The following is a 25,357-nucleotide window of genomic DNA, read 5'->3' on the forward strand; positions in this document are numbered from 1 at the left end:
CGATCTAGAGAATAAAATTTTCAATTTCTGTTACAAGACAACGCGAAAATGATGCTATTTGTAAAGAGTTTTTTTCAAAATAGATATTTAGCCTCAAATTCACATTATCAAACTCAATAAAAAAGGCACCCGTAGGTGCCTTCTTAATTCAGTTTAGATTAAAACTGATCTTCATTTAATGCTTGTGAGAACGCTTGGTCAACTTCAGAGAAGTCATTAACCAATTCGTGTTCAGCAGCTTCTGCTTCTTGACGACGACGCTCTAAGTGGTAAGCCAAACCTGTACCCGCTGGGATCAAGCGACCAACAACCACGTTTTCTTTTAGACCGCGTAAATCATCTTCTTTACCTGTTACAGCAGCTTCAGTTAACACACGTGTTGTTTCCTGGAACGATGCAGCAGAAATGAACGAGTCAGTAGAAAGTGAAGCTTTCGTGATACCCATCAATTGACGTTCAAACTTCGCAGGGAACTTGTTCTGAGCAAGTACTGCTTGGTTTTCTTGGACAACACGGATGTAATCCACTTGCTCGCCTTTGATGAAGCTTGTATCACCACCATCGATGATCTCAACTTTACGCAACATTTGACGTACGATGACTTCAATGTGCTTATCGTTGATTTTTACACCTTGGAGACGATATACGTCTTGAACTTCATTCACGATGTAGTTTGTCAACGCCACTTCACCTTTCAAACGTAAGATGTCATGTGGATTTTGCGGACCATCAGAAATCGTTTCACCACGGTTAACATGCTCACCTTCAAACACGTTAATGGTACGCCATTTCGGAATCAACTCTTCGTAAATCTCTGAGCCATCATCCGGTGTGATCACCAAACGATTCTTACCTTTCGTTTCTTTACCAAAGCTTACAACACCTGAAACTTCTGCAAGGATCGCATGTTCTTTCGGCTTACGCGCTTCAAACAAGTCAGCTACGCGTGGAAGACCACCGGTAATATCACGAGTACGTGAAGTTTCTTGAGGTACACGACCAATTACATCACCCACACCAATTGTTTCGCCATCACGGACAGTCACAATTGTATTTTGTGGTAAGAAGTAGAACTGTTCACCACCATCAACTGTATCTAATACAATCGCTGGACGTAAGTCTTTACCAGAAGCTGGACGAGACGTTACAGGTAAAATTTCAACTGTCGTCATACCAGTTGCATCATCTGTTTTCGATGTTGCAGTCACGCCATCAGCGATTTGGCTGAAACGTGCTTTACCAGCAACTTCTGTTACCAATGGATGCGTATGCGGATCCCAAGTCGCTACAATACCGCCAGCTTCTACCGCACCACCATCTTTAATCAAGATTGAGGCACCGTAAGGAAGTTTATAACGCTCACGCTCACGACCGATGTCATCAGTGATACCAATCTCACCAGAACGAGAAACAGACACTAAGTGACCTTTAGCGTGTTGAACTGTCTTCACATTATGGAAACGGACAAAGCCTGCATTACGTACTTGAACACTGTTCGCAGCAGAAGTTCGGCTCGCAGCACCACCCACGTGGAATGTACGCATCGTTAACTGTGTACCTGGCTCACCAATGGATTGAGCAGCCATTACACCCACTGATTCACCTGGATTCACCAAGTGACCACGTGCAAGGTCACGACCATAACATTTCGCACATACACCAAAAGTAGATGCACAGTTTACTACTGAACGCACTTTAACTTCATCGACACCTTGCTCTTCTAGGTAGTTTGCAAGTTTCTCATCGATGAGTGTATTACGTGGCAGTACTACTTCATCAGAACCTGGTCGCTTCGCATCTTCAGCTAATACACGACCAAGCACACGAGTACCTAAGTTCTCGATAACATCACCACCTTGAATGAATGGCGTCATTACGAGACCGTCAAAAGTACCGCAATCTGGCTCAGTAATCACTAAGTCTTGCGCTACGTCTACAAGACGACGTGTCAAGTAACCCGAGTTCGCTGTCTTCAATGCTGTATCGGCCAAACCTTTACGCGCACCGTGTGTTGAAATGAAGTACTGAAGTACTGTCAAACCTTCACGGAAGTTCGCTTTAATTGGTGTCTCAATAATCGAGCCATCCGGTTTTGCCATCAAACCACGCATACCTGCAAGCTGACGAATCTGTGCTGCACTACCACGGGCACCAGAGTCAGACATCATGTAGATGGAGTTGAATGATTTTTGTTTCTCATCTTCGCCCTGCTTGTTCTTAACAGTCGTGTAAGACAAGTTATCCATCATCGCTTTCGCTACTTGGTCATTTGTACGTGCCCAAATATCGACAACTTTGTTATAACGTTCACCGGCAGTTACGAAACCTTGTTCGAACTGTTGCTCAATTTCACGAACTTCAACTTCAGCTTTCTCGATGATTGAATACTTCGCAGGTGGAATCACCATGTCTTCCATACCAACAGACACGCCTGAACGTGTTGCTTGACGGAAACCGAGGTACATCAATTGGTCAGCAAAAATAACAGTATCTTTCAAACCAAGCTTACGGTAGCAAGAGTTGATCAATTTAGAGATGTTCTTTTTGGTCATCTCAACGTTGATTTGCTCGAAGCTTAAACCTTCTGGCACAACTTCCCAAAGTAAACAACGGCCTGGCGTTGTATCAACGATAATCGTTTGTTGCTCACGCTCACCATTTTCATTGATCACAGTTTGATGTACACGAGCTTTAACGCGAGCATGTAAATCAACTTGACCTGTTGCAAGCGCACGGTTTACTTCGTGAGTATCCGCGAACACCATGCCTTCACCTTTGGCATTGATTGCATCACGCGTGATGTAATACAAACCTAAGACAACGTCTTGCGATGGAACGATGATTGGTTCACCGTTTGCTGGAGACAAGATGTTGTTCGTTGACATCATTAACGCACGAGCTTCTAATTGAGCTTCAAGTGTTAATGGAACGTGTACCGCCATTTGGTCACCATCGAAGTCGGCGTTGAACGCAGCACATACGAGTGGGTGTAGACGGATCGCTTTACCTTCGATCAATACAGGTTCAAATGCTTGAAGACCTAAACGGTGAAGTGTTGGCGCACGGTTCAACATCACTGGATGTTGACGAATCACAGATGCAAGAACGTCCCAAACTTCTGGAGTCTCACGCTCAACCATTTTCTTCGCAGCTTTAATGGTAGTTGCTTGGCCAGACGCTTGTAATTTCGCGAAAATAAACGGCTTGAATAACTCAAGTGCCATTTTCTTAGGAAGACCACATTGGTGAAGACGTAAAGTAGGACCTACAGTAATTACCGAACGACCAGAATAGTCAACACGCTTACCAAGTAAGTTTTGACGGAAACGACCTTGTTTACCTTTGATCATGTCTGCCAAAGATTTAAGAGGACGTTTGTTAGAACCAGTAATTGCACGACCACGACGACCGTTATCTAACAATGCATCTACAGACTCTTGCAACATACGTTTTTCGTTACGTACGATGATATCTGGAGCAGCTAGATCAAGAAGACGCTTTAAACGGTTGTTACGGTTAATCACACGACGATAAAGATCGTTCAAATCAGATGTCGCGAAACGACCACCTTCAAGTGGTACAAGCGGACGAAGATCTGGTGGAAGTACTGGAAGTACAGTCAACACCATCCATTCTGGTTTGTTATTCGACTCTTTGAACGCTTCCATTAACTTCAAACGCTTAGATGCTTTCTTAAGCTTCGTTTCAGAAGTTGTATTCGGAATTTCTTCACGTAAACGAGAAATCTCAGCTTCAAGATCAATGTCTTTCAACAAATCTTGAACTGCTTCAGCACCCATTTTCGCAGTGAATTCATCACCGTGCTCTTCTAATGCTGTGAAGTATTCTTCGTCATTCAGAAGTTGGTATTTTTCGAAAGGAGTCATACCAGGATCTGTTACAACGTAAGATTCGAAATACAATACACGTTCGATATCACGTAGCGTCATGTCTAAAAGAAGACCGATACGGCTAGGCAGTGATTTTAAGAACCAAATGTGTGCAACTGGTGAAGCAAGCTCAATGTGACCCATACGTTCACGACGAACTTTCGCAGTTGTTACTTCAACGCCACATTTTTCACAAATGACACCTTTGTATTTCATACGCTTGTATTTACCACACAAGCATTCGTAATCTTTTACTGGACCAAAAATTTTGGCACAGAATAAACCATCACGTTCAGGTTTGAACGTACGATAGTTAATTGTCTCTGGCTTTTTAACTTCACCATGAGACCATGACTTAATCATTTCTGGTGACGCAAGACCAATACGGATGCGATCAAACTCTACAGGAGCATGACCGTCTGAATCCGTCTTTTTGCGCATGATATCGAGCAAGTCTTTCAATTTTTTTCTCCGTGTGTTGTGGAGATTTTCACTTCACAACTGGGTCACAAATATTGTTTTTTAACTGAATTGGTAATCTCCCCTAACCCCTCTTTTTTAAAGAGGGGTTAGTCTCCCCCTTATCAAAGGGGGATTGAGGGGGATTTAGTCACCATTTTTCAGTTCAATGTTGATACCTAAAGAACGGATCTCTTTGGTCAATACGTTGAACGATTCAGGCATACCTGGGTCCATATAATGGTTACCATCTACAATGTTCTTATAGATACGGGTACGACCCTCAACGTCATCCGACTTCACAGTCAGCATTTCTTGAAGCGTATAAGCTGCGCCATATGCTTCGAGTGCCCAGACCTCCATCTCACCGAAACGCTGACCACCGAATTGTGCTTTACCACCAAGCGGCTGTTGCGTTACAAGCGAGTAAGAACCTGTAGAACGCGCATGCATCTTGTCATCAACCAAGTGGTTCAATTTCAACATGTACATGTAACCTACAGTTACAGGACGGTCAAAACGTTCACCAGTACGGCCATCATACAGTACTGTCTGACCAGTACGTGAAAGACCAGATAGTTCTAATAACTCTTTGATTTGACCTTCTTCGGCACCGTCAAATACTGGTGTTGCAAGTGGAACACCTTTACGGAGGTTGCCTGAAAGTGCCAAGATTTCATCATCAGTTAAGCTATCAAGATCTTCTTGCTCGCCACCAACTTTGTTGTAAATCTTGTCTAAGAATTCACGAAGTTCAAGTACAGTACGTTGTTCTTTCAACATTTGATCGATCTTGTCACCAAGACCTTTCGCAGCCATACCCAAGTGAGTTTCAAGAATCTGACCCACGTTCATACGTGAAGGTACACCTAGTGGGTTCAATACGATATCTACTGGAACACCATTCGCATCATGTGGCATGTCTTCAACTGGCAAGATGTTTGATACAACACCTTTGTTACCATGACGACCCGCCATCTTATCACCAGGCTGAATACGACGTTTTACTGCTAGGTAAACTTTAACAACTTTCAATACGCCAGTTGTTAACTCATCACCTGTAGAAAGCTTGCGTTTTTTCTCAGCGAATTTCTCATCGATTTCAAGACTCTTCTCTTTCAAGAATACTTGAATTTGAGTTAAACGCTCCGCGATGCCTTCATCTACTGGTTGGATATCAAGTAGATCAACAAGTTCTAGATTTGAAAGAACTTCATCAGTTAACTTATCGCCACGTTTTGTTGTACCGCCGCCATTAGACTCTTGACCATTCAACAAACGTACAACGCGCTCACGTGCAGCTTCTTCGAAGATTTTGTATTCTTCTTTCAAATCTTTACGGTATGCATCAAGTTGAGCTTTTTCAATCGCTTGAGCACGTTCGTCTTTCTCGATACCATCACGAGTAAACACTTGAACGTCGATAACTGTACCCTTCGTACCAGATGGAACACGAAGTGAAGAGTCTTTCACATCAGCTGCTTTTTCACCAAAGATTGCACGAAGCAATTTTTCTTCAGGAGTCAACTGCGTTTCGCCCTTAGGTGTTACTTTACCAACTAAGATGTCGCCAGCAGTTACTTCAGCACCGATATAGACAATACCTGATTCATCAAGCTTAGAAAGTGCAGCCTCACCTACGTTCGGGATATCAGCAGTAATTTCTTCTGAACCAAGTTTAGTATCACGCGCGACACAAGAGAGTTCTTGAATGTGAATAGACGTCAAACGATCTTCTTGAAGAACACGCTCAGATAATAAGATCGAGTCTTCGTAGTTATAACCGTTCCAAGTCATGAACGCGACACGCATGTTTTGACCAAGTGCCAATTCACCGCCATCAGTTGATGGACCATCAGCAAGTACATCACCACGACCAACTTTGTCGCCTAGGTTCACAAGCACTTTTTGGTTAATACATGTGTTTTGGTTTGAACGTGTGTATTTAATCAAGTTGTAGATATCTACACCTGCTTCACCCGCAACCATTTCATCTTCATTCACACGAATAACGACACGAGATGCATCTACGTATTCAATACGCCCGCCACGTTTCGCGATCACACACACGCCTGAATCATGCGCCACGTTCGCTTCCATACCTGTACCAACAAGAGGCTTGTCAGCAATCAGCGTAGGAACAGCCTGACGTTGCATGTTTGAACCCATCAATGCACGGTTCGCATCATCGTGTTCAAGGAATGGAATCAGTGACGCAGCCACAGAAACAACCTGCTGAGCAGATACGTCCATGTGCGTTACTTTTTCTGGCGGCATACGTACGAAGTCACCTTGGTGACGAACAGATACGAATTCTTCTGTTAAGTTGCCATCTTTATCCAATTGAGAATCGGCCTGTGCAATCACAGTACCTACTTCTTCAATTGCAGATAAATATTCAACTTCATCCGTTACACGACCATCAACAACTTTACGATATGGAGTTTCTAAGAAACCAAAGCTATTCGCTTTCGCATATACAGATAATGAGTTGATCAAACCAATGTTTGGGCCTTCAGGCGTTTCAATTGGACAAACACGACCGTAGTGAGTTTGATGTACGTCACGTACTTCGAAGCCCGCACGTTCACGTGTTAAACCACCTGGACCTAATGCTGATACACGACGTTTGTGTGTAATTTCAGACAATGGGTTGTTTTGATCCATGAACTGAGATAACTGACTTGAACCAAAGAATTCTTTGATTGCAGCCGCTACTGGTTTTGCATTGATCAAGTCTTGTGGAGACAAGTTATCTGTCTCTGCTTGTGATAAACGCTCTTTCACAGCACGTTCAACACGAACTAGACCAACACGGAATTGGTTTTCTGTCATTTCGCCAACAGAACGTACGCGACGGTTACCTAGGTGGTCGATATCATCGACTTCACCTTTACCGTTACGGATTTCAACCAGTGTTTTTAATACGTCAATGATGTCATCGTTTGAAAGAATACCTTCAACTTCACGTGACTTCTGATCTGTACCCACTTCGTAAGGACGACCCAAACGACGGTTAAACTTCATACGACCAACTGGTGATAAGTCATAACGTTCAGAAGAGAAGAACAAGTTATTGAATAAGTTTTCTGCAGCTTCTTTCGTTGGTGGCTCACCTGGACGCATTACCTTGTAAATTTCTACAAGCGCTTCTTCACGACCAGAAGTCGTATCAGCACGTAATGAATCAGCTACGAATGAACCGCGATCGATGTCATTGGTATAAAGTACGTTAAATTGCTTAACGCCGCCTTCAGCGATTTTAACCATCACTTCATGGCTAAGAACCGTGTTTGCAGCAATCACATCACCATTGTGTAATGTAATATCTTCAGCAGTAATACGCTCATATAAATATTCATCAGGTACTGGAAGTTTAGTTAAGCCTGCAGCTTCCATTTGACGAACATGACGCGCATTAATACGTTTACCTTGCTCAACGATTGTCTTACCGTCATTGTCTGTGATATCAAATTGTGCCATTTCGCCACGCAGACGCTCTGGAACCAAGTCAATTTGATAGCTGCCCATGTCTAGATATACAGGAACCTTTTCATAGAACATGTCTAGAATTTGTTCGTTTGTATAGTTCAAGGCACGAAGAATCACAGTCGCAAGTAACTTACGACGACGGTCAATACGAACGTATACTAAATCTTTAGCATCAAACTCAAAGTCTAACCATGAACCACGGTAAGGAATGATACGTGCTGAATAAAGCACCTTACCACTTGAATGCGTCTTACCCTTGTCATGATCAAAGAACACACCAGGTGAACGATGTAATTGAGATACGATTACACGCTCAGTACCATTGATCACGAACGTACCATTCTGTGTCATAAGTGGCATTTCACCCATGTACACTTCTTGTTCACGTACGTCTTTAATTGATTTCGTTTCGCGATCTTTAATGATCAAACGAATTTTTACGCGCATTGGTGCCGCATAAGTTGAGCCACGAAGAATACATTCGCGAACGTCAAACTCTGGTTTACCAAGGCTATACTCAACGAATTCTAAAGCAGCATTCCCAGAATAACTTTCAATTGGAAAAACTGAACGAAATGCGGCTTGGAGACCGATATCTTCGCGGTTTTTTGGTGTTTTGCCATCTTGAAGGAACGTTCTGTACGAGTCGACTTGAATCGCGAGCAGGTACGGAGCATCCATCACTTGGGGCAATTTACCAAAATTCTTACGGATCCGTTTCTTTTCGGTATATGAGTATGCCATCTGGAGTCCTCGGAAAGTAAACTAAACCCGCCTGCAGAACGGGTCTAGAAGGAATTACGCAGGTCGATATGACCACCACTTTGTTCAAATGCTGCAATGTTCAGTGGTATTAAAACGCTTAACAATATTTTTAAACATGGAAAAATATTGGTAAGCGTTTGATTTTATTCAATTATAGTTAGTATTGGTGATTTTTACACCAAGTTAACAAAAATCGAGCCGATAATTGTAACGCAAAAAGGCTGATGACCCAAGAGCCATCAGCCAATTTTTGGGGTCAAATTAATATTGACCCCATGGCGAAATTACTTAACAGTAACTTGAGCACCAGCTTCTTCAAGTTTCTTCTTAAGTTCTTCAGCTTCTTCTTTAGAAACACCTTCTTTAAGAAGAGCTGGAGCGCCTTCAACTAAATCTTTAGCTTCTTTAAGACCAAGACCAGTTGCTTCACGAACTGCTTTAATTACAGCAACTTTGTTAGCACCGAAAGAAGTCAACTCTACGTTGAATTCAGTTTGTTCTTCAGCAGCAGCAGCGCCAGCACCTGGAGCAGCAGCTACAGCTACAGCAGCAGCAGATACATTGAATTTCTCTTCAAAAGCAGAGATAAGTTCAACAAGTTCAAGAACAGTTTTTTCAGCAACTGCGTTTAAGATTTCTTCGTTAGTTAAAGCCATGAGAATAACTCCAAATGGATATTGAATGGTGTGGAAATTGATTTATTAAGCTTAAGCAGCTTCTGACTCGTTTTTCTCTTTGAGCGCAGTAATAAGGCGACCCAATTTCGAAATAGGAGCTTGAAGAACATTTGCAAGCATAGTAAGCGCTTTTTCTTGGTTCGGAAGGTTCGCGATTACGCTAACTTCAGCACCTTGATAAACCTTGCCATCGAATGCAGCAGCTTTAAGTTCAAATGCTTTATTAGTTTTAGCAAATTCTTCAAACAAACGAGCAGCTGCGCCCATGTCGTCTTCAGAAGTCGAGAAAGCTAAAATTGTTGGGCCAACAAGGTTGTCGTTCAAGATATCGAACTGAGTATCTTGAAGAGCACGTTTAGCTAAAGTATTACGCACGATACGTGTAGTAACACCTAGTTTACGAGCTTCAACACGAAGAGCAGTTAATTGCTCAACAGTTAAACCTTGGTAGTCAGCAACAACAGCAGTGAAAGCAGTAGAAGCAACAGCGTTAACTTCAGCTACGATCTGTTTTTTGTCTTCGATAAGAAGAGCCATTGTAAAACCTCCTAACGGTGATTTATGTACTCACGTGAAGTACACTCCCAGTTCGTTAACTCATCACTGAGTCAACACGCGGAGGATGAACTAAATCACACCACCGCGTCTACGCAGGCTGGAATATTAAGAGCGAAGCATAAAACTCCCCTCGCCTGAGGTCTTTGACGCTGATAAATTCTCATTTACCAATTCAAAGTTTGCCTAAGTTCGCAAGAAATCCAAAACCGGTATCTTGCGTAAGATTTGAAGCAGCGCTTCAAATCTTACTCAGGGCTTTAAAATTCTGTCTAAGTTAAACTTAGTTAGAAACGTTAGTTACATCAATAGTAAGACCAGGACCCATAGTTGAGCTTAAAGTGATCTTTTTGATATAAACACCTTTAGAAGTTGCAGGTTTTGCTTTCTTAAGGTCAGCTACAAGAGCTTCAACGTTTTGACGAACAGCTTCAGCAGTGAAACCTACTTGACCGATCGCAGCATGGATGATACCCGCTTTGTCTACACGGTAACGTGCTTGACCAGCTTTTGCATTTTTAACTGCAGTTGCTACGTCAGGAGTTACAGTACCCACTTTAGGGTTTGGCATTAAGCCACGTGGACCAAGGATTGTACCTAACTTACCTACAACGCGCATTGCATCTGGAGCAGCAATCACTACGTCAAAGTCAAGGTTACCCGCTTGAATGCTTTCAGCAAGGTCATCAAAACCAACTACGTCCGCGCCTTCAGCTTTAGCAGCTTCAGCAGCAGCGCCTTGAGCAAACACAGCTACACGTACAGTTTTACCCGTACCTGCAGGAAGTGTAGTCGCACCACGAACAACTTGGTCAGATTTACGAGGATCAACACCTAGATTTACAGCTACATCCAAAGATTCTTTGAATTTAGCAGCTGGAAGGCTAGAAAGTACTGCTACAGCTTCTTCCAAAGTATAAACTTTGTTCGCTTCTACAGCAGCTGCAATCGCTTTTTGACGTTTAGTTAATTTAGCCATGTCTTAAAGCTCCACTTCCAAGCCCATAGAACGTGCAGAACCAGCAATGGTACGTACACGCGCGTCTAAGTCAGCACCAGTTAAATCTGGTTCTTTAGTAGTCGCGATCTCTTCTAATTGAGCACGAGTCAACTTACCAACTTTAGTTTTGTTAGGTACAGCTGAACCCTTTTGGATACCAGCAGCTTTCTTAAGCAGAATAGCAGCAGGCGGAGTTTTCATGATAAATGTGAACGACTTGTCGTTGTACACAGTGATCACTACAGGAATCGGAAGACCAGCTTCAAGTTTTTGTGTAGCAGCATTGAATTCTTTACAGAATGCCATGATGTTTACACCACGTTGACCTAGTGCAGGACCGATTGGTGGAGATGGATTCGCTTTACCAGCTGGAACTTGCAGCTTGATATAGCCGTCAATCTTCTTAGCCATTTCAATTACCTCTGGGTACAAACGCCGATTAAGGCTCCCCAATATTTACAAGTAACGATACCGTTACAACAACAATGCCCGATTAATCAAATCGGGCGTTTTCAACCAATTCAGATTAAATTGTTTTTTCGACTTGGCGAAATTCCAATTCAACTTGAGTTGGTCGATTAAATACATTAATCGTCAACGTTAAGCGTGACTTTTCGTACTGAACTTCTTCCACCACACCTTTAAAGTCTGTGAATGGACCATCAGTAACCAATAATTCTTCGCCTGGCTCGAACATTGTCTTAGGACGAGGTGCTTCGCCAGTATTGCGTACACGTGCAAGAATCGCGTCAGCTTCTTTTTGCGTAATTGGAGCAGGCTTTTCTGCCGTACCACCAATAAATCCGAGCACTTTTGGACATTCTTTAACAATGTGCCAAGTATCGTCATTCATTTCCATTTCAACTAACACATAGCCTGGAAAGAATTTACGCTCTGACTTACGTTTCTTACCATCCTTCATTTCCACCACTTCTTCGGTAGGAACAAGGACTTCACCAAAGCTATCGGCAACAGCGCTACGCTGGATTCGATCATTAAGCGAACGCATCACTTGTTTTTCATAACCTGAATAGGCATGAATAATGTACCAACGTTTCATAGCTCTTTTACCCGATAATAAACTTCATCAACCAACTAATAATGTAATCAAAACACCATAAACCAATAGCGGTGATTACAACAACAAGTAACACTTGCCATGATGCAGTTACTGTTTCTTGCTTTGTTGGCCAAATCACTCGACGCAGTTCAATGCGCGAGTCTTTCAACAAACGAACAAAGCCTTTGCCTTGATGGGTGGCGTATAATAAACCTAAAGCCACAACGATACAAGCCAAAATTACCCCAACACGCACCCAAATATTGTTTGCGGGAACCCAATATGCTGGAAGATGTTGATTTACCATAAGTGCACCAGCAAGTAATGCCAATGCAATAATCCATAAAATCACGTCAACTGGTGAACCAGATTTAACGACTTCAGCGGAATTGTTTCTTTGAGGAATTGGCGCGTCGCTTAATGCGTCACGCGATTTATCATTCGACATTTTTGTACTCGTCGTTGAATTCGCGACTTATTATATGACCAGTTTAGCCAGCATCAAGCTTTTTATCAAAAATAATTTGGCAGGCCAGGAGGGACTCGAACCCCCAACATTCGGTTTTGGAGACCGACGCTCTACCAATTGAACTACTGACCTATAACAAAACCGAGAATCGAAACTCTCGGTTTTCGTTTGTACTTCTATTATGCAGTTACTTTAGCAACAACACCAGCACCAACTGTACGACCACCTTCACGGATCGCAAAACGTAGACCTGGGTCCATTGCGATTGGGTGGATTAATTCTACTGACATTTCTACGTTGTCACCAGGCATAACCATTTCAACGCCTTCTTTTAATTGAATCGCGCCAGTTACGTCAGTTGTACGGAAGTAGAACTGTGGACGGTAACCGTTAAGGAATGGAGTGTGACGACCACCTTCTTCTTTAGAAAGTACGTATACTTCTGCATCGAATTTAGTGTGTGGCTTGATTGAACCTGGTTTAGAAAGTACTTGACCACGTTGTACGTCTTCACGCTTAGTACCACGTAATAAGATACCACAGTTCTCGCCCGCACGACCTTCGTCTAGAAGTTTACGGAACATTTCAACACCAGTTACTGTCGTTTTAACTGTGTCTTTGATACCTACGATTTCAACTTCTTCGCCTACTTTAACGATACCAGTTTCTACACGGCCAGTTACTACTGTACCACGACCAGAAATAGAGAATACGTCTTCGATTGGCATCAAGAATGCCTGATCTACAGCACGTACTGGCTCTGGGATGTAAGAGTCAAGCGCTTCAACAAGAGCAACAACTGCATCTTCACCGAACTGACCAGCTTCACCGTTAAGTGCAGCAAGAGCAGAACCACGGATAACTGGAGTGTCATCACCTGGGAAGTCATAAGTAGAAAGAAGTTCACGAACTTCCATTTCAACTAGCTCAAGAAGCTCTTCGTCGTCTACAAGGTCACATTTGTTTAAGAATACAACGATGTATGGAACACCTACTTGGCGAGAAAGAAGAATGTGTTCACGAGTTTGTGGCATTGGACCATCAGTCGCAGCACATACAAGGATCGCGCCGTCCATTTGAGCAGCACCAGTAATCATGTTTTTAACATAATCGGCGTGGCCCGGGCAGTCTACGTGAGCGTAGTGACGAGTTGGAGAATCGTATTCTACGTGTGATGTATTAATTGTAATACCACGTGCTTTTTCTTCTGGTGCAGAGTCGATTGCAGCGTAGTCTTTAGCTTCACCACCGAATTTCTTCGCACATACAGTTGCGATAGCAGCAGTTAAAGTTGTTTTACCATGGTCAACGTGACCGATTGTGCCCACGTTAACGTGTGGCTTATTACGTTCAAACTTAGCCTTAGCCATGAGATCTTCCTCGTTTACGTCGAACACAATTCTAAGATTGTTCAGTATCGACCTGTCGCCAAAAAAATGACACTTTAAATACTTGAAAAGCAGACTAATAAGCCTGCTTTCTTTAAAACTTTGTAGAAATTTCTACTAAACTGTATATCTGGAGCTCTTATCGAGATTTGAACTCGAGACCTCTCCCTTACCAAGGGAGTGCTCTACCACTGAGCTATAAGAGCATTTAATACTTCGATGGAGCGGGAGACGAGGGTCGAACTCGCGACATGCAGCTTGGAAGGCTGCCGCTCTACCAACTGAGCTACTCCCGCATATTGGTAAGACACTAGATCGAAGTTTTAAAATTGGTGGTGAGAGAAGGATTCGAACCTTCGAAGCTTACGCGGCAGAGTTACAGTCTGCTCCCTTTGACCGCTCGGGAATCTCACCATTTACACTTACTTCAGTGTTGTTCTTTACTCGACTACTTAAACTCTCTAAGATGGTGCCGGCACACGGATTCGAACTGTGGACCTACTGATTACAAGTCAGTTGCTCTACCAACTGAGCTATGCCGGCGTTTCTTAGTGTTTCGTACGTTTCGTATCGGAACGGTGTGCAGTTTAGCAAAACTTGAAATCCGTGCAAGTGTTTTTTTCAAAAAAAACCCTAAAAACTCATAAAATCAATCCGTTTGATGATAATTCAACCGCTTTGATCACTGCGCGAGCTTTTATTTGGGTTTCATTCCACTCAGAATCAGGATTTGAGTCTGCAACAAGACCCGCACCAGCCTGTACATAAACCTTATTTTCGCGAATAACACAGGTTCTAATTGCGATAGACATGTCCATTTCACCATGCCAGCCTAAATAACCAACAGCACCGCCAAAAATTCCACGTTTTACTGGCTCAACTTCGTCAATAATTTCCATAGCACGAATTTTTGGTGCCCCAGAAAGTGTTCCTGCAGGGAATGTTGCTTTAAAAACATCCAAAGCATCTACGCCTTCCGCAACTTCCCCTTGCACATTAGAAACAATATGCATGACATGTGAATAACGTTCGATCACCATTTGATCAGTGACTTGCACTTTACCAATTTTTGATACACGCCCAATATCATTGCGACCCAAATCAATCAACATTAAGTGCTCTGCGATTTCTTTCTCATCGGAAAGTAAATCTTTTTCCAGCGCTAAATCTTCTTCTTTGGTTTTACCTCGTGGTCGTGTGCCCGCTAATGGGCGCACAGTCGCCACTCCATTTTCTAAACGCGATAAAATTTCAGGTGATGAGCCCACAATATAAAATGGCTTTTCATCACTAAGCGTCTTTCCTTGTACTAAAAACAGATATGGTGAAGGATTTAGATGACGTAATGCACGATATACTTGTAAAGGATCACCATCAAAGTCCGATACCATGCGATGACCAGGAACCACCTGCATCACATCACCCGCACGAATGTACTCTTTAACAGTTTCAATCGATTCTAAGAATTTTTCTTTACCTGTTAATGATTCAAAATGAGGGGCCGTGTGAGGCTTTGCCTGCAAGCTCACCGGTGTGGCAAGTAATGATTCAATTTCATCCAGCTGGCTTTGTGCTTTATCAAAAGCATCCGCATCCTGTGTATCCGCATGTACGATAATAAATAGCGTGTCTTTTAAATTATCAAAAACTACAACTGTTTTAGACAACATGAGCCATAAATCTGGCAATCCAACAGGATCAGCATCAGGAACGTTATTTAAGCGCGGTTCAATATAGCGTACCGCGTCATAACCCAAATAGCCCACCAAGCCCCCTGTAAAGTTGGGCAAATCTGGGAGTTCTGCTTTTGATGGCACTTTGAACTGCGATTGAAAGTCACGGATATACTGGAAAGGATCTTGACATTCAAACGATTCGACTTGGCCATCAGCTTTCTGAATTGTTAACTGTCCTTCATTGCAAGAGAATACCGTTGACTCGCCCAGACCAATAATCGAGTAACGCGCCCAGTTTTCACCACCTTCTACAGACTCAAATAAATAGGCTTGTTGATGTTGTTTTAAACGTGCAAATACTGACAATGGAGTGTCAGTATCAGCTAAGCGTTGGCGATAAACTGGAATTAGGTTAAAACCTTGCGATTGAAGCTGTTGAAATTGAGTTGATGTTGTCATGAGGAATTCTCTGTAGTTTTCGATGCATATTGAATGTTCTATAAAGTCTGCGCTGAGAGACGCCATCGAAAAACATTAAAACTATTCATTCCTCTACCCTTCTTTATTTATTACAACTTACTTAGAAATCAACACAGTTAAATCATCAACTACTTGTTGCGGCTTACATAGCTGAATATCTTCGCCATGATTATAACCATAGCTTACGACAATACAATCAATACCCGCACGGCGCGCTGCCTCTACATCATTCGATGAGTCACCAATCATCAAGGTATTGTCCAGATCAGTTCCAAAGGCCTCAACACAATGCAACAAAGGTTTCGGATCTGGTTTTCTCACCTCAAAACGATCTCCCCCCACCGTATCCACAAAATAGTGATCCATCTTTAATTCAGCCAATATTTTTCTAGCGGGTAATTCCGGCTTATTCGTGACACACACCATTTTTTTTTGATGAGCTCGACCCCACTCTAAAAATTCGATAATGCCGTGAAATGGACGCGTATCCACGCACGGTTCGGCATTATAAATTTCTAAAAAAGTATCCAATAATTGTTGATGCTCAGAAGGCTCTACACGCCCAGTCAGATGCATTAAAACACTCTGACAGAACAATGAAGTCCCTTTGCCAATCCAATTTCGAACTTGAGATTCTGTGACCAAAGGCAGTTCTAATACATTCAAACTCATATTCATGGCACGATATAGATCAAATGCCGAATCAACCAAAGTTCCATCCAGATCAAAAAGAATTAAGTCACGCTGTTCCAAATTCGCAATATTCATTATTTTAAACCTAACAAAAAAGGCATGCGAAAGCATGCCTTAAAAAATCACATGCAACTTAGTTGAAAATAAACCAGGCAACTAGTGCTACAATCACTAACACCAATAATGCCATTAAGCCAATATTGGCATTTTTTTGAGTTTCCAACTCTTTTTCCGTACAAGCTGCAGGAATATTTACCTCACACGCTTCATGCTTATTGACAGTCGTATTAACATCAACTCCTTCAGGAATTGGGGCTGGTTTAGGAATTCCTACATTTTGAGGCATACCATCTCGAGTAAGCTGAACTGAGCTATCTCGCTCTTTCAGATCAGGCATACCCTGCTCAAGCATTTCAGCTGCTGCTGTCTTCTCTACTGCAACCTTTGAAGAAATTTCAGCTGTTGCGATTGCTTCGCTAGGCTGCTGAACATCTTGTAATGTTTGTGCAGATTGCGCAGGTGCTAAAACTGAAAATTTATGGCTAGCAAATTGCAGAATATCGCCATCTTTAACAATAGTTTCGCCTTCAGCAACTTTTGTATCGTTAATAAACGTGCCATTTGACGAACCTAAGTCTTGAACAGTGAGCACCTGCTCTTTTAGAAACAAAGCAGCATGACGACGTGATACATCTGCAGACTGAATCAAAATATCTGCATCTTGATGACGACCCACCAACATGTCTCGATCGATATCAACTTCTTTACCCGCAAATTCGCCAGTAATTGTTTGTAATTTCCAAGTCATAGTTTCGATCCATTATTCAAGTTTTGACATTTTAACATGGCTGTTTTCGAGATTCACATTGAACGCATGTTATCGAGATGGTCTCAATGTCGTGGTTGTGACCGTATTTTGTGTTCTTTGCACATCTTGTTTTGGCTCAATCGCGACAGGGGTTTCCACCACGACTTGGGCATTGTTTGTATTTGTTGTGGCAACTTGATTGTAAATCACAGGCTTTGGCAGCACTCGCGTTGATTTCACCACAGGATCCTGAGTCACGATGACATTTGGACGTTCAATCACACGCCCTACTGGCTTAGACTGTGCTGTCGGAGCAGTATAACGCTGTACCTGTGGCTCTACTGCTTGAGGCGTTGATGGCACTACGATAGGCTTAACGGGTTGAGGAGTACTTGATACAGGCAACCGCTGTTGGAAGATATCATCAACATTATCCGGTAGCTTCTTAAATGTTCCATCACCATCTAGCGCTAACTGCAAACTGTATAAACGGTCATAGCGTTGCTGTGACAATCTACGAATATCAGCCGTATCTCCTACGATTGTTGGATGAATAAAAACGAGTAGGTTTCGTTTCACATTATTCTTTGCATCTGCTCTAAACAGTCTACCCAAACCAGGAATCGAGCTTAAACCTGGGACGCCTTGACGCGTTAACTTAGTATCATCTGAAATCAGACCACCCAGTACAATTGTTTGACCATTTTCAGCCAAAATCGAGGTTTTTATGGCACGCTTAGTGGTCACCAAGTCTTTCGCCTCACCACTATCTGGCTTCACTGAGGATACTTCTTGTTCTACAGCAAGACGAACTGTTCCACCTTCACCAATTTGCGGAATGACCTTTAATGTAACACCAACATCTTTACGCTCAATTGAAGTATAAGGGTTTGCTGTTCCACCTGTTGTTGTCACAGATCCTGTCTGGAATGGGACATTCTCACCCACAACGATATAAGCTTCCTCGTTATCCATGGTGACAATCGATGGTGTAGACAATAAGTTCGACTTAGTATTGGTCTTTAATGCCTGAATCAGTGCGCCATACAGTTTACGCGATCCATTCGCACCTTCTTTATATTCACCTAAGGCCAATGAAGCACCAGCTCCAATCAAACCAGCACCCGTAGCTACATTACCAAGGAATCCAGAAGCCAATTGACTCAGCCCTACACCCGCTTTATCAAAATTGATTACACCAATACCGCTACTGATGTCACCTAGTGCCCACTGAACACCCAATTGATCTACGTCATTTCCTTCAACTTCAACAATAGCAGCCTCAATGAGAATTTGTTGACGACGCACGTCAAGTTGATGAATAGCAGATTCAATTTCACGCATGAGTTGAGGATCTGCTTTTACCACTAATGCATTTTGTGCACCATCAGCAATAATACTCACGCCATTACTATTAAAACTTGTAATATCTTGTTGATTTTGATTTGAACCACTATTCAAATTAATCGCTGGGGTATTCACACTCCCATTTGAAGACGTATTACTCGAGGTATTATTAATTAATGAGTTACTAGCACTTGAATTGGAGCTTGAACTATTTGAATTACTGGTACTATTCACCGCCTGACCAGATACTAAACCTTGTAAAATTTCAGCCAAATTTTTTGCGCTTGCATACTTAAGCTTAAATACTTTTAGACCGCCTAAGCGATCAGCTGAAGGAACATCAAGCATTTCGATCATTTGACGAATGCGTTTACGAGTACTTGGATCACCCTTGATCAAAATCCTATTAGTACGTGCATCTGCGATAATACGTACTCGAGAACCTGAAATGTCTTTGGCACCACCCGTAGAAGACATTGAATCCAACAAAACTATCAGCTCTTCAGCTTGGCTAGACTGCAAGCTAATAGCCTCAATATCGTTTTGTCCCGTTCCATCTAAATTACGAATAATCGTTTCAAGCTGTGCAATATTATTCGCACGATCTGAGACTATAAGCGCATTTGTACCTTGTACCGCCGCCAAATGCGCAAATTGCGGCATGAGTGGTCTTAACGCGGGTATTAGATCATTGGGGTTAGTATTTTCCAGCCAAATGACACGAGTGACCACTTGATCACCTCGTGCGTTCCGAGAGGCATCAAAAGGCACACCTGAATTTTTTACATTATTGTCAGGGACTAAGCGGATAGTGTTACCCGCAGGTACAGCAACAACGCCATTAACGTTTAACACACCCAAGAACAAATCATAGACTTCAGCTTTGTTTAAAGCCTTATTTGAAATGACCGTCACATTACCCCGAACCCGCGGATCAACTGCGAAGTTTTTTCCCGTGATATCTGCCACTTCATTAATAAATGCAGTTAAATCTGCATCACGCAGGTTAATTTTCCAAGTTTGCGCTTGCGCAGCGGTACTTGCGACAGCCAATACTGGTGCTACTGCGACCATCGCCCAAAGTGACCGATTTCGATTTAAAAAATCCATAACTTGTTATATTTCCTAATACTTTATGCAAATTAACACATTTTAAAATTCTTGTTGGAAGGTCATCACTTGATCACCTCGTTTTACTTCAATGCGAACTTTACCTTCTCGTCTAGCCTGTTCTAGCAGTTGCGCATCACTTTGTCCTTGACCGACTGATTGCCCATTCAAGGATAAAACGCGATCACCAGGTCTTAATCCCAGTTTGCTTCTCAAAAATGCAGGCGTTCGATCCGTGACTTCATAACCTTGACCACTGTCAGTGTTGACACCCATATTACTTAAGTATTGTTCACGATTTTCTTGAATTTGATTGATTGCCTGACCAATGGCATTTTGAGTGGTCGTTTGACCAGAATTCGGTGTTACGTTAGCAGAATTTTGCTGTGCATCAGGTATCAGTGGCTGATTAAGATTCTCTATTCCAGTAAATCTCAACTCAGTCGTCGCACCACTCGGCTGTTTCAATACCACATGATCCCAATATACTTCTGAAAGCTGATAAGAACTTCCTTCCAAAGTTTGTCCAATGGTATAACGATCAGCAACCTCTCGCACTTTAATCACGGCTGAAGATTGACTACTTGGCGTCGAAACCACAACCCCTTGCAACGTAAGCGCTAAATTAGCATCAGCACCACTCACTTGCGCACCTGTTTCTTGAAACAAAGAGAAACTCGATATATTCGGAACAGGGGGTTGCTGCGAACCTAATGCGACTCGCTCAACTTGCATGACTTGCGGTGGTGCAACCACCAACCAAAATAATGAAGCGAGCTTCCACATTAAGATTAAAATCAGAATAAATAAAGTAAGCGGAGCAATTCGATCTAAATCTTTAAATGAAATTTGTGAAAACTTATCTTGGAATCCCTTCATTAGAAGCCTCCACTCAGCAGTGGCTGTCTCGTACTGACAACAAAGGTATCCAAACCAGCTTTACCATCATATGAAGGCACATTCATTAATAATCTTTGGGTCACCTGTGCATCCAACATTAATGCAGGATCTAAACTAAGGTTGGCCATTTTTTGCCCGCGCTGATCTTGTACATCAATGAGCAGTTTTCCAGCTTCGTCTGAAAATTGCCCTTTTAAAGATGGCATATTCATTCGTTCTTGTTTCTGGGCAAAGGTATAAGTTAGCGTACCACCACCCCATTGCATCTCTCCGGCGGTTTTTGCAAAACCATCGTTTTGTTTGAATTGAAATGCTACATCCTTCAACTGAATACTATTCTGAGGCCATTGCCAATCCACAAATGTTTTGAGTGTTTCAGGGGCAATATTTCCATTCATATTTTTGATAATTATTTTTTTTCCAAGCCCATAACCCACCACACCGTTGAGTTGCGTCTGACCACTATGTATTTCTAAGTTGGCACCAGCTCTTAATAAAATCAGATCGAGAGGACGTGTTTGCCAGATGACAGAACCTGCAAGATTTCCTTTTTGCCAATCTGCTTGACCTTGCCAGATATTGCCACTGACATTTTTTAAAATTTGATTATTTTTATAAAATTTAGCAATGAGCCACGATGCTGGAACTTGTAAAAAAACAAATAATAAAAAAGCGAAGATAGCGACGCTTAACCACACCATTTTTTTTGATTTTTTTATCATTCCATGTATACCAACATCTAAGTCTAATTAACCGCAAAATGTTTGAAAATTTTCTATCTTGGTATTATGCATAAATTTTACACTTCTCCAATTCACTTATAAAAAAACCAAGCAGATTTGCTTGGTTTTTTTAATATTAGTGTCATTACATGACAAATCAGTGAAATTAGATAAGGAAATCTTCTAATTTGGCACCTTTTTCAAGCTCTGCAACCAACCAACGTGGCTTCTTTCCACGCCCTGTCCAAGTCTCCGCAGTATTATTTTTATTACGATAACGAGGCTCTACAGATTTACGCGTGCTTTTCTTACGCTTTTGTGCACCATATTCAATGAATTGCTCTAAAGACATACCCACTGATTCAGCAATTTGAGTAATCTGATGATAAGCATCTTCAATTTCCTGATCTTTCTTAGACTCGATCAAAGCTTGGGCTTCAGCAGTTAACTTTCTTAACTCTTCAACAGATAAATTACTAATATCAGGCATAACATTTACTCCAAAAAATTCAATATCATTATTAGATTTATAAAGCGCCATCTTATTGTTATAAATTATTTTAATCAATCCATCATGTTATTTAATATACATAAATAAAACAAATAATTTAACACATTAATTAACCGAGTCTATTTCTATTATTTTTTCTCTAATATGCTCTGGAATCAAAACCTTTTGCATTGTATTTTTATCCACACAAACTATAACGGCCTCAGCAATTGCCACAATTTCATTCTGTTGCTCACTCCAAACTGTATATTCCATCCTGAAGGCAGAGTTACGCAATTCAACCACTTTAGTTCCAATGCGTAAATAATCAGGATAAAACACTGGTTTAAGATATTTACAACTATTTGAAGCCACAACAGTATTAATATCTAACGCTAAGATTTCTAATTGATTCAAATACTCTATTCGAGCAGTTTCAATATAGCGATAATAAATCACATTATTGACATGTCCAAAAGCATCCATATCACCCCAAGCGACTTTTTGATGGGTAATGACTTTGTACTCATTCATTTGTTTCATTCATCATTCTCATAACTTAAATTGAATAAATTTATTATGGGTCTCAAAGACACTGTTCAATTGCTGAGTTAATACAGCATCGCCTTTTAATACAGATTTAATTCTTAAATAGTTCATTAAAGGGTGATCAGGATATAATTGCAATAATGCCTCAGCATCCTGTTCACGATGAGTCGCAGTATAAATATGCCATTTAGAAAAACTCAAAATCGGTAATCCAGGATATTTCATTTCAAAATGATCAATCTGGTTTTCAAGCATTTCATAATCAGGATTTTGTTTTAACAATTGTTGTTGAAACCATAAATAAAAAATATCCTGATCGAACCGTTCTTCTAATAAAGACAAAGAAAGTTGAGTTTCATCAAAAGCCATCTCAGGAATGCGAGAAATAAGTTTTAACCATAACGATTTAATACCATATGAAGACGACACAATTTGATCACTCATTTGAGCATACCGAATTTGAATAAGCTCTAAATCTGTATTTGAAACGTTGTCAAAATCATTGAGTAGCTTTAAAAGCCATTTCTTTTTATGTTCCAAATCTAAATGACCATATTGCGTGGCTTTTAAATAATGCCATGGATATTGAATCGCAAATCTACCCCATAGATGATTCAACTTATGCTGATAAGCATCTTCAAGATCTTTTAACCAAGGTGACAGCATATGACCATGTAAAAACTCTAAATGGGTTAAAGCCTGATCTGGAAGCTCTTGAGCTAAATAAATTTCAATACGCTGGAGTTCAGCCAATTCAAAAGCATCTGCAGGACTTTGTTGTAAAACACTCAACGCATCATCAATACGATCTTGCTTCAACCATATACGAGACTGAATAACCTCTTTGAGTAATCCTGAGTTCTCAAACACAGGTTGTAAATATTCTCGCTGTTTTGTGTTGGCCTCCAAAACCCACAAAACACCTAATTTTTCATACGTATGTAACCTTGAAAAGTCTGTAACTTGTTGAATTTTACGCTGCTCTCTTGATCTCATCTTTCCAACCCAAAACCATAAAAGATGAAGAGATAAAGCAACGAATAGAAGAAAAAATGAAACAAACCAGAGGTTCGTTTGAATCTGAATACCGTGCCAAAGTATGTAAATATAACCTGGCCCTTCTTGATAACTCAGCACACTTAACACGGCTAATATCATTAAACCAACTAATGCATAAACTATAAAAATATGTTTCATGATTAGCCCTCTAAAATTGCTTTACTGTTCAATTTAGGGACAGGTAAAAGTTGTGCTTGTTTGAGATGTTTCGCTTTATTTTTTATTTTGATTGCCACAGCATCAGGCAGTTGATCCAGTTCATCGATAATTGAGGTCAGTGCATTTTGATAGTCAATGTATTGTCCTTGTTGTAGTGCTCTTTGAGCAAATAACACTCTCAATTGAACTTCTTTTAAAACTAATCTTCGATTAAGTAATACCGGCATCTGTTCATCAACGCGTTCAACTTTGAATACACGCTCAAACCATGAGGATTGCGAAGAGTTATCACTCGTGAGGTGCTGTACTTGTTGTTCATTTTTCAAATTTGCATCAATATTTTCAAGCAAGTCTCCTAACTGAGCCATTTGAATATTTTTTGCCACAACATATTGTTGAATCATTTTTTGATCATGCTCAACAGCTCGATGCATTGAAACCTGCAATGTATCTGCCAAAGCCAAGCGCTCAACCAGTTGATCCAGTTGATTGAGTTGCTCAAGCGCATATACAAACTCATGTTGATCTAAGGCAAATTGAATTAGCTCTAATTTTTGACTTAAGAGTTTGATTGGATTGATTTCAGATTGAATTTCTTGTTGATTCTTGTTTTGCTGAGGTGGATTGGATTGAGACGAAACCTGCTGATTTGAGCGCTGAATTGCTACCAACTGATCATTCAAACTTGCCACTAATTGCTCTGATTTATGTTGAGTTTGTTGTAGCAACTCAACTTTTTCTTGTAATGAAAAATGATCATAGCTGAGTTTAATCAACCAAATGATTAAGCCTAAAATGAATAGATATAAAATTTTCTTCATGAGTGCCTATGTTCACTTTCAAGCTGCGACAAAATCGTATCTGGCATTAAGTCCGCAATTTGAGTGATTTGAAATTTAGTATTTGAGGTCTGTTGATACATACACACGATCTGATATAACCGATTCGCTAAAACCAAGTAATGACCGTGTTGCATAAATACAGGATAATTTTTGCATAAACTCAGCCAATTTTTCCAACTGGCTTCACTACTAATCAATACAGCATAAGGTTGTGGATTTGCATTGAATGCTTCAAGTAGATGTTTAAATTTATCTTGAGCATCACTTGGGCAGTAGCGGGAGTATAAAACAAAATTAAGTACTTCAATTTTAGCAGTACGACACTGCTGCATCATGAACTGACGGCCACCTTCTCCCCGCCAAAACGCAATACGTTTGAGATCAGCATTTTGTGTTAAAACCGAAAGACTTAACATTCCTTCAGATGTTTCAACATCTGGAACTAAACTTTTAACACCATATCGACTTAGAGCTTCAGCTGTTTTCCGGCCAACTGCAATCCATTTGATATGATTTAAATCGGTCAATTTAAGTCCCGATTTTTCGAGAAACTGCATGCCAACTTCAACGGCTGTTGGACTGACGACCACAATCACTTGTGCTGAAATTAATTGCTGAAAGAGCTGATCAAGTTCATCACTCCAATGAACAGCAGCCAACTCTAGTACAGATAACTCGATAGGCTCATATCCTGCACGTACCAGTGCCTCATTGAGAGGCTTAGCACGATCTACAGGTCGAGTATTGATAAACTTCATTTCATTGTT

General features: G+C 41.2%; 20 protein-coding genes and 5 tRNA genes. All 25 read right to left on the reverse strand.

The genetic code is table 11. The annotated features are described in order from the left end of the window. Nucleotides 1-158: 158 nt before the first annotated feature. Nucleotides 159-4,352 (reverse strand): DNA-directed RNA polymerase subunit beta', encoded by a 4,194-nt coding sequence (rpoC, locus tag AC1M83_RS04425; protein ID WP_035265945.1) that lies wholly within the window; start codon nucleotides 4,350-4,352, stop codon nucleotides 159-161. A 144-nt stretch (nucleotides 4,353-4,496) separates the two neighbouring features. Continuing rightward, the gene (gene rpoB, locus AC1M83_RS04430) at nucleotides 4,497-8,585 is read right to left on the reverse strand and encodes a DNA-directed RNA polymerase subunit beta (protein ID WP_481590119.1); all 4,089 of its coding nucleotides are present in this window, start codon (nucleotides 8,583-8,585) and stop codon (nucleotides 4,497-4,499) included. 305 nt (nucleotides 8,586-8,890) lie between these two features. Beyond that, nucleotides 8,891-9,262 carry a 50S ribosomal protein L7/L12 gene (gene rplL / locus AC1M83_RS04435; RefSeq protein WP_035265942.1) on the reverse strand — a complete coding sequence of 124 codons (372 nt, stop codon included), beginning with the start codon at nucleotides 9,260-9,262 and terminating at the stop codon, nucleotides 8,891-8,893. Between the two features lie 51 nt (nucleotides 9,263-9,313). Continuing rightward, a complete protein-coding gene (gene rplJ / locus AC1M83_RS04440; RefSeq protein ID WP_035265941.1) occupies nucleotides 9,314-9,820 on the reverse strand; it encodes a 50S ribosomal protein L10 in 507 nt (168 codons plus the stop codon). A gap of 301 nt (nucleotides 9,821-10,121) precedes the next feature. Beyond that, nucleotides 10,122-10,817, reverse strand: coding sequence for a 50S ribosomal protein L1 (gene rplA, locus AC1M83_RS04445; RefSeq protein WP_035265940.1), 696 nt, complete (start codon nucleotides 10,815-10,817; stop codon nucleotides 10,122-10,124). Between the two features lie 3 nt (nucleotides 10,818-10,820). Continuing rightward, nucleotides 10,821-11,249, reverse strand: coding sequence for a 50S ribosomal protein L11 (rplK, locus tag AC1M83_RS04450; protein WP_004813566.1), 429 nt, complete (start codon nucleotides 11,247-11,249; stop codon nucleotides 10,821-10,823). A 115-nt stretch (nucleotides 11,250-11,364) separates the two neighbouring features. Next, complete coding sequence (gene nusG, locus AC1M83_RS04455) at nucleotides 11,365-11,898, reverse strand: transcription termination/antitermination protein NusG (protein ID WP_035265938.1); 534 nt, start codon at nucleotides 11,896-11,898, stop codon at nucleotides 11,365-11,367. Nucleotides 11,899-11,905: 7 nt separating this feature from the next. Next, the gene (secE, locus tag AC1M83_RS04460) at nucleotides 11,906-12,346 is read right to left on the reverse strand and encodes a preprotein translocase subunit SecE (protein WP_035265936.1); all 441 of its coding nucleotides are present in this window, start codon (nucleotides 12,344-12,346) and stop codon (nucleotides 11,906-11,908) included. A gap of 77 nt (nucleotides 12,347-12,423) precedes the next feature. Continuing rightward, nucleotides 12,424-12,499 (reverse strand) — tRNA-Trp (locus AC1M83_RS04465). A 47-nt stretch (nucleotides 12,500-12,546) separates the two neighbouring features. Beyond that, a complete protein-coding gene (tuf, locus tag AC1M83_RS04470; protein WP_481590120.1) occupies nucleotides 12,547-13,737 on the reverse strand; it encodes an elongation factor Tu in 1,191 nt (396 codons plus the stop codon). Nucleotides 13,738-13,886: 149 nt separating this feature from the next. After that, a tRNA-Thr gene (locus tag AC1M83_RS04475) sits at nucleotides 13,887-13,961 on the reverse strand. A 14-nt stretch (nucleotides 13,962-13,975) separates the two neighbouring features. Next, a tRNA-Gly gene (locus AC1M83_RS04480) sits at nucleotides 13,976-14,051 on the reverse strand. Nucleotides 14,052-14,085: 34 nt separating this feature from the next. After that, nucleotides 14,086-14,169 (reverse strand) — tRNA-Tyr (locus AC1M83_RS04485). A gap of 53 nt (nucleotides 14,170-14,222) precedes the next feature. Beyond that, nucleotides 14,223-14,298 (reverse strand) — tRNA-Thr (locus tag AC1M83_RS04490). A gap of 98 nt (nucleotides 14,299-14,396) precedes the next feature. Then, a complete protein-coding gene (gene trpE, locus AC1M83_RS04495; RefSeq protein WP_035270448.1) occupies nucleotides 14,397-15,890 on the reverse strand; it encodes an anthranilate synthase component I in 1,494 nt (497 codons plus the stop codon). Nucleotides 15,891-16,007: 117 nt separating this feature from the next. Continuing rightward, nucleotides 16,008-16,679, reverse strand: a complete 672-nt coding sequence (locus AC1M83_RS04500) for an HAD-IA family hydrolase (RefSeq protein ID WP_035270445.1) — start codon at nucleotides 16,677-16,679, stop codon at nucleotides 16,008-16,010. A gap of 58 nt (nucleotides 16,680-16,737) precedes the next feature. Beyond that, nucleotides 16,738-17,412: an FHA domain-containing protein gene (locus AC1M83_RS04505; RefSeq protein ID WP_092766454.1), complete on the reverse strand. Its 675-nt coding sequence runs from the start codon at nucleotides 17,410-17,412 to the stop codon at nucleotides 16,738-16,740. A 69-nt stretch (nucleotides 17,413-17,481) separates the two neighbouring features. Next, entirely contained in the window at nucleotides 17,482-19,869 is a 2,388-nt protein-coding gene (gene gspD / locus AC1M83_RS04510) for a type II secretion system secretin GspD (RefSeq protein WP_373683353.1), read from the reverse strand. Between the two features lie 42 nt (nucleotides 19,870-19,911). Next, nucleotides 19,912-20,748, reverse strand: coding sequence for a type II secretion system protein N (locus AC1M83_RS04515; protein WP_481590121.1), 837 nt, complete (start codon nucleotides 20,746-20,748; stop codon nucleotides 19,912-19,914). Beyond that, a complete protein-coding gene (gene gspN / locus AC1M83_RS04520; protein ID WP_092766456.1) occupies nucleotides 20,748-21,491 on the reverse strand; it encodes a type II secretion system protein N in 744 nt (247 codons plus the stop codon). Before gspN ends, AC1M83_RS04515 begins: the two co-directional genes overlap by 1 nt. A gap of 166 nt (nucleotides 21,492-21,657) precedes the next feature. After that, nucleotides 21,658-21,981 carry an H-NS histone family protein gene (locus AC1M83_RS04525; RefSeq protein WP_035267603.1) on the reverse strand — a complete coding sequence of 108 codons (324 nt, stop codon included), beginning with the start codon at nucleotides 21,979-21,981 and terminating at the stop codon, nucleotides 21,658-21,660. Nucleotides 21,982-22,107: 126 nt separating this feature from the next. Continuing rightward, on the reverse strand, nucleotides 22,108-22,524 hold the full coding sequence (locus AC1M83_RS04530; protein ID WP_035267539.1) for an acyl-CoA thioesterase: 417 nt from the start codon (nucleotides 22,522-22,524) through the stop codon (nucleotides 22,108-22,110). Between the two features lie 9 nt (nucleotides 22,525-22,533). Next, complete coding sequence (locus AC1M83_RS04535) at nucleotides 22,534-23,727, reverse strand: heme biosynthesis protein HemY (RefSeq protein WP_481590122.1); 1,194 nt, start codon at nucleotides 23,725-23,727, stop codon at nucleotides 22,534-22,536. 2 nt (nucleotides 23,728-23,729) lie between these two features. After that, on the reverse strand, nucleotides 23,730-24,569 hold the full coding sequence (locus AC1M83_RS04540) for a hypothetical protein (protein ID WP_481590123.1): 840 nt from the start codon (nucleotides 24,567-24,569) through the stop codon (nucleotides 23,730-23,732). Further along, entirely contained in the window at nucleotides 24,566-25,348 is a 783-nt protein-coding gene (locus AC1M83_RS04545; RefSeq protein WP_481590124.1) for a uroporphyrinogen-III synthase, read from the reverse strand. Before AC1M83_RS04545 ends, AC1M83_RS04540 begins: the two co-directional genes overlap by 4 nt. Nucleotides 25,349-25,357 lie beyond the last annotated feature (9 nt).

It is taken from the genome of Acinetobacter sp. 25-47-130 (assembly GCF_056779705.1).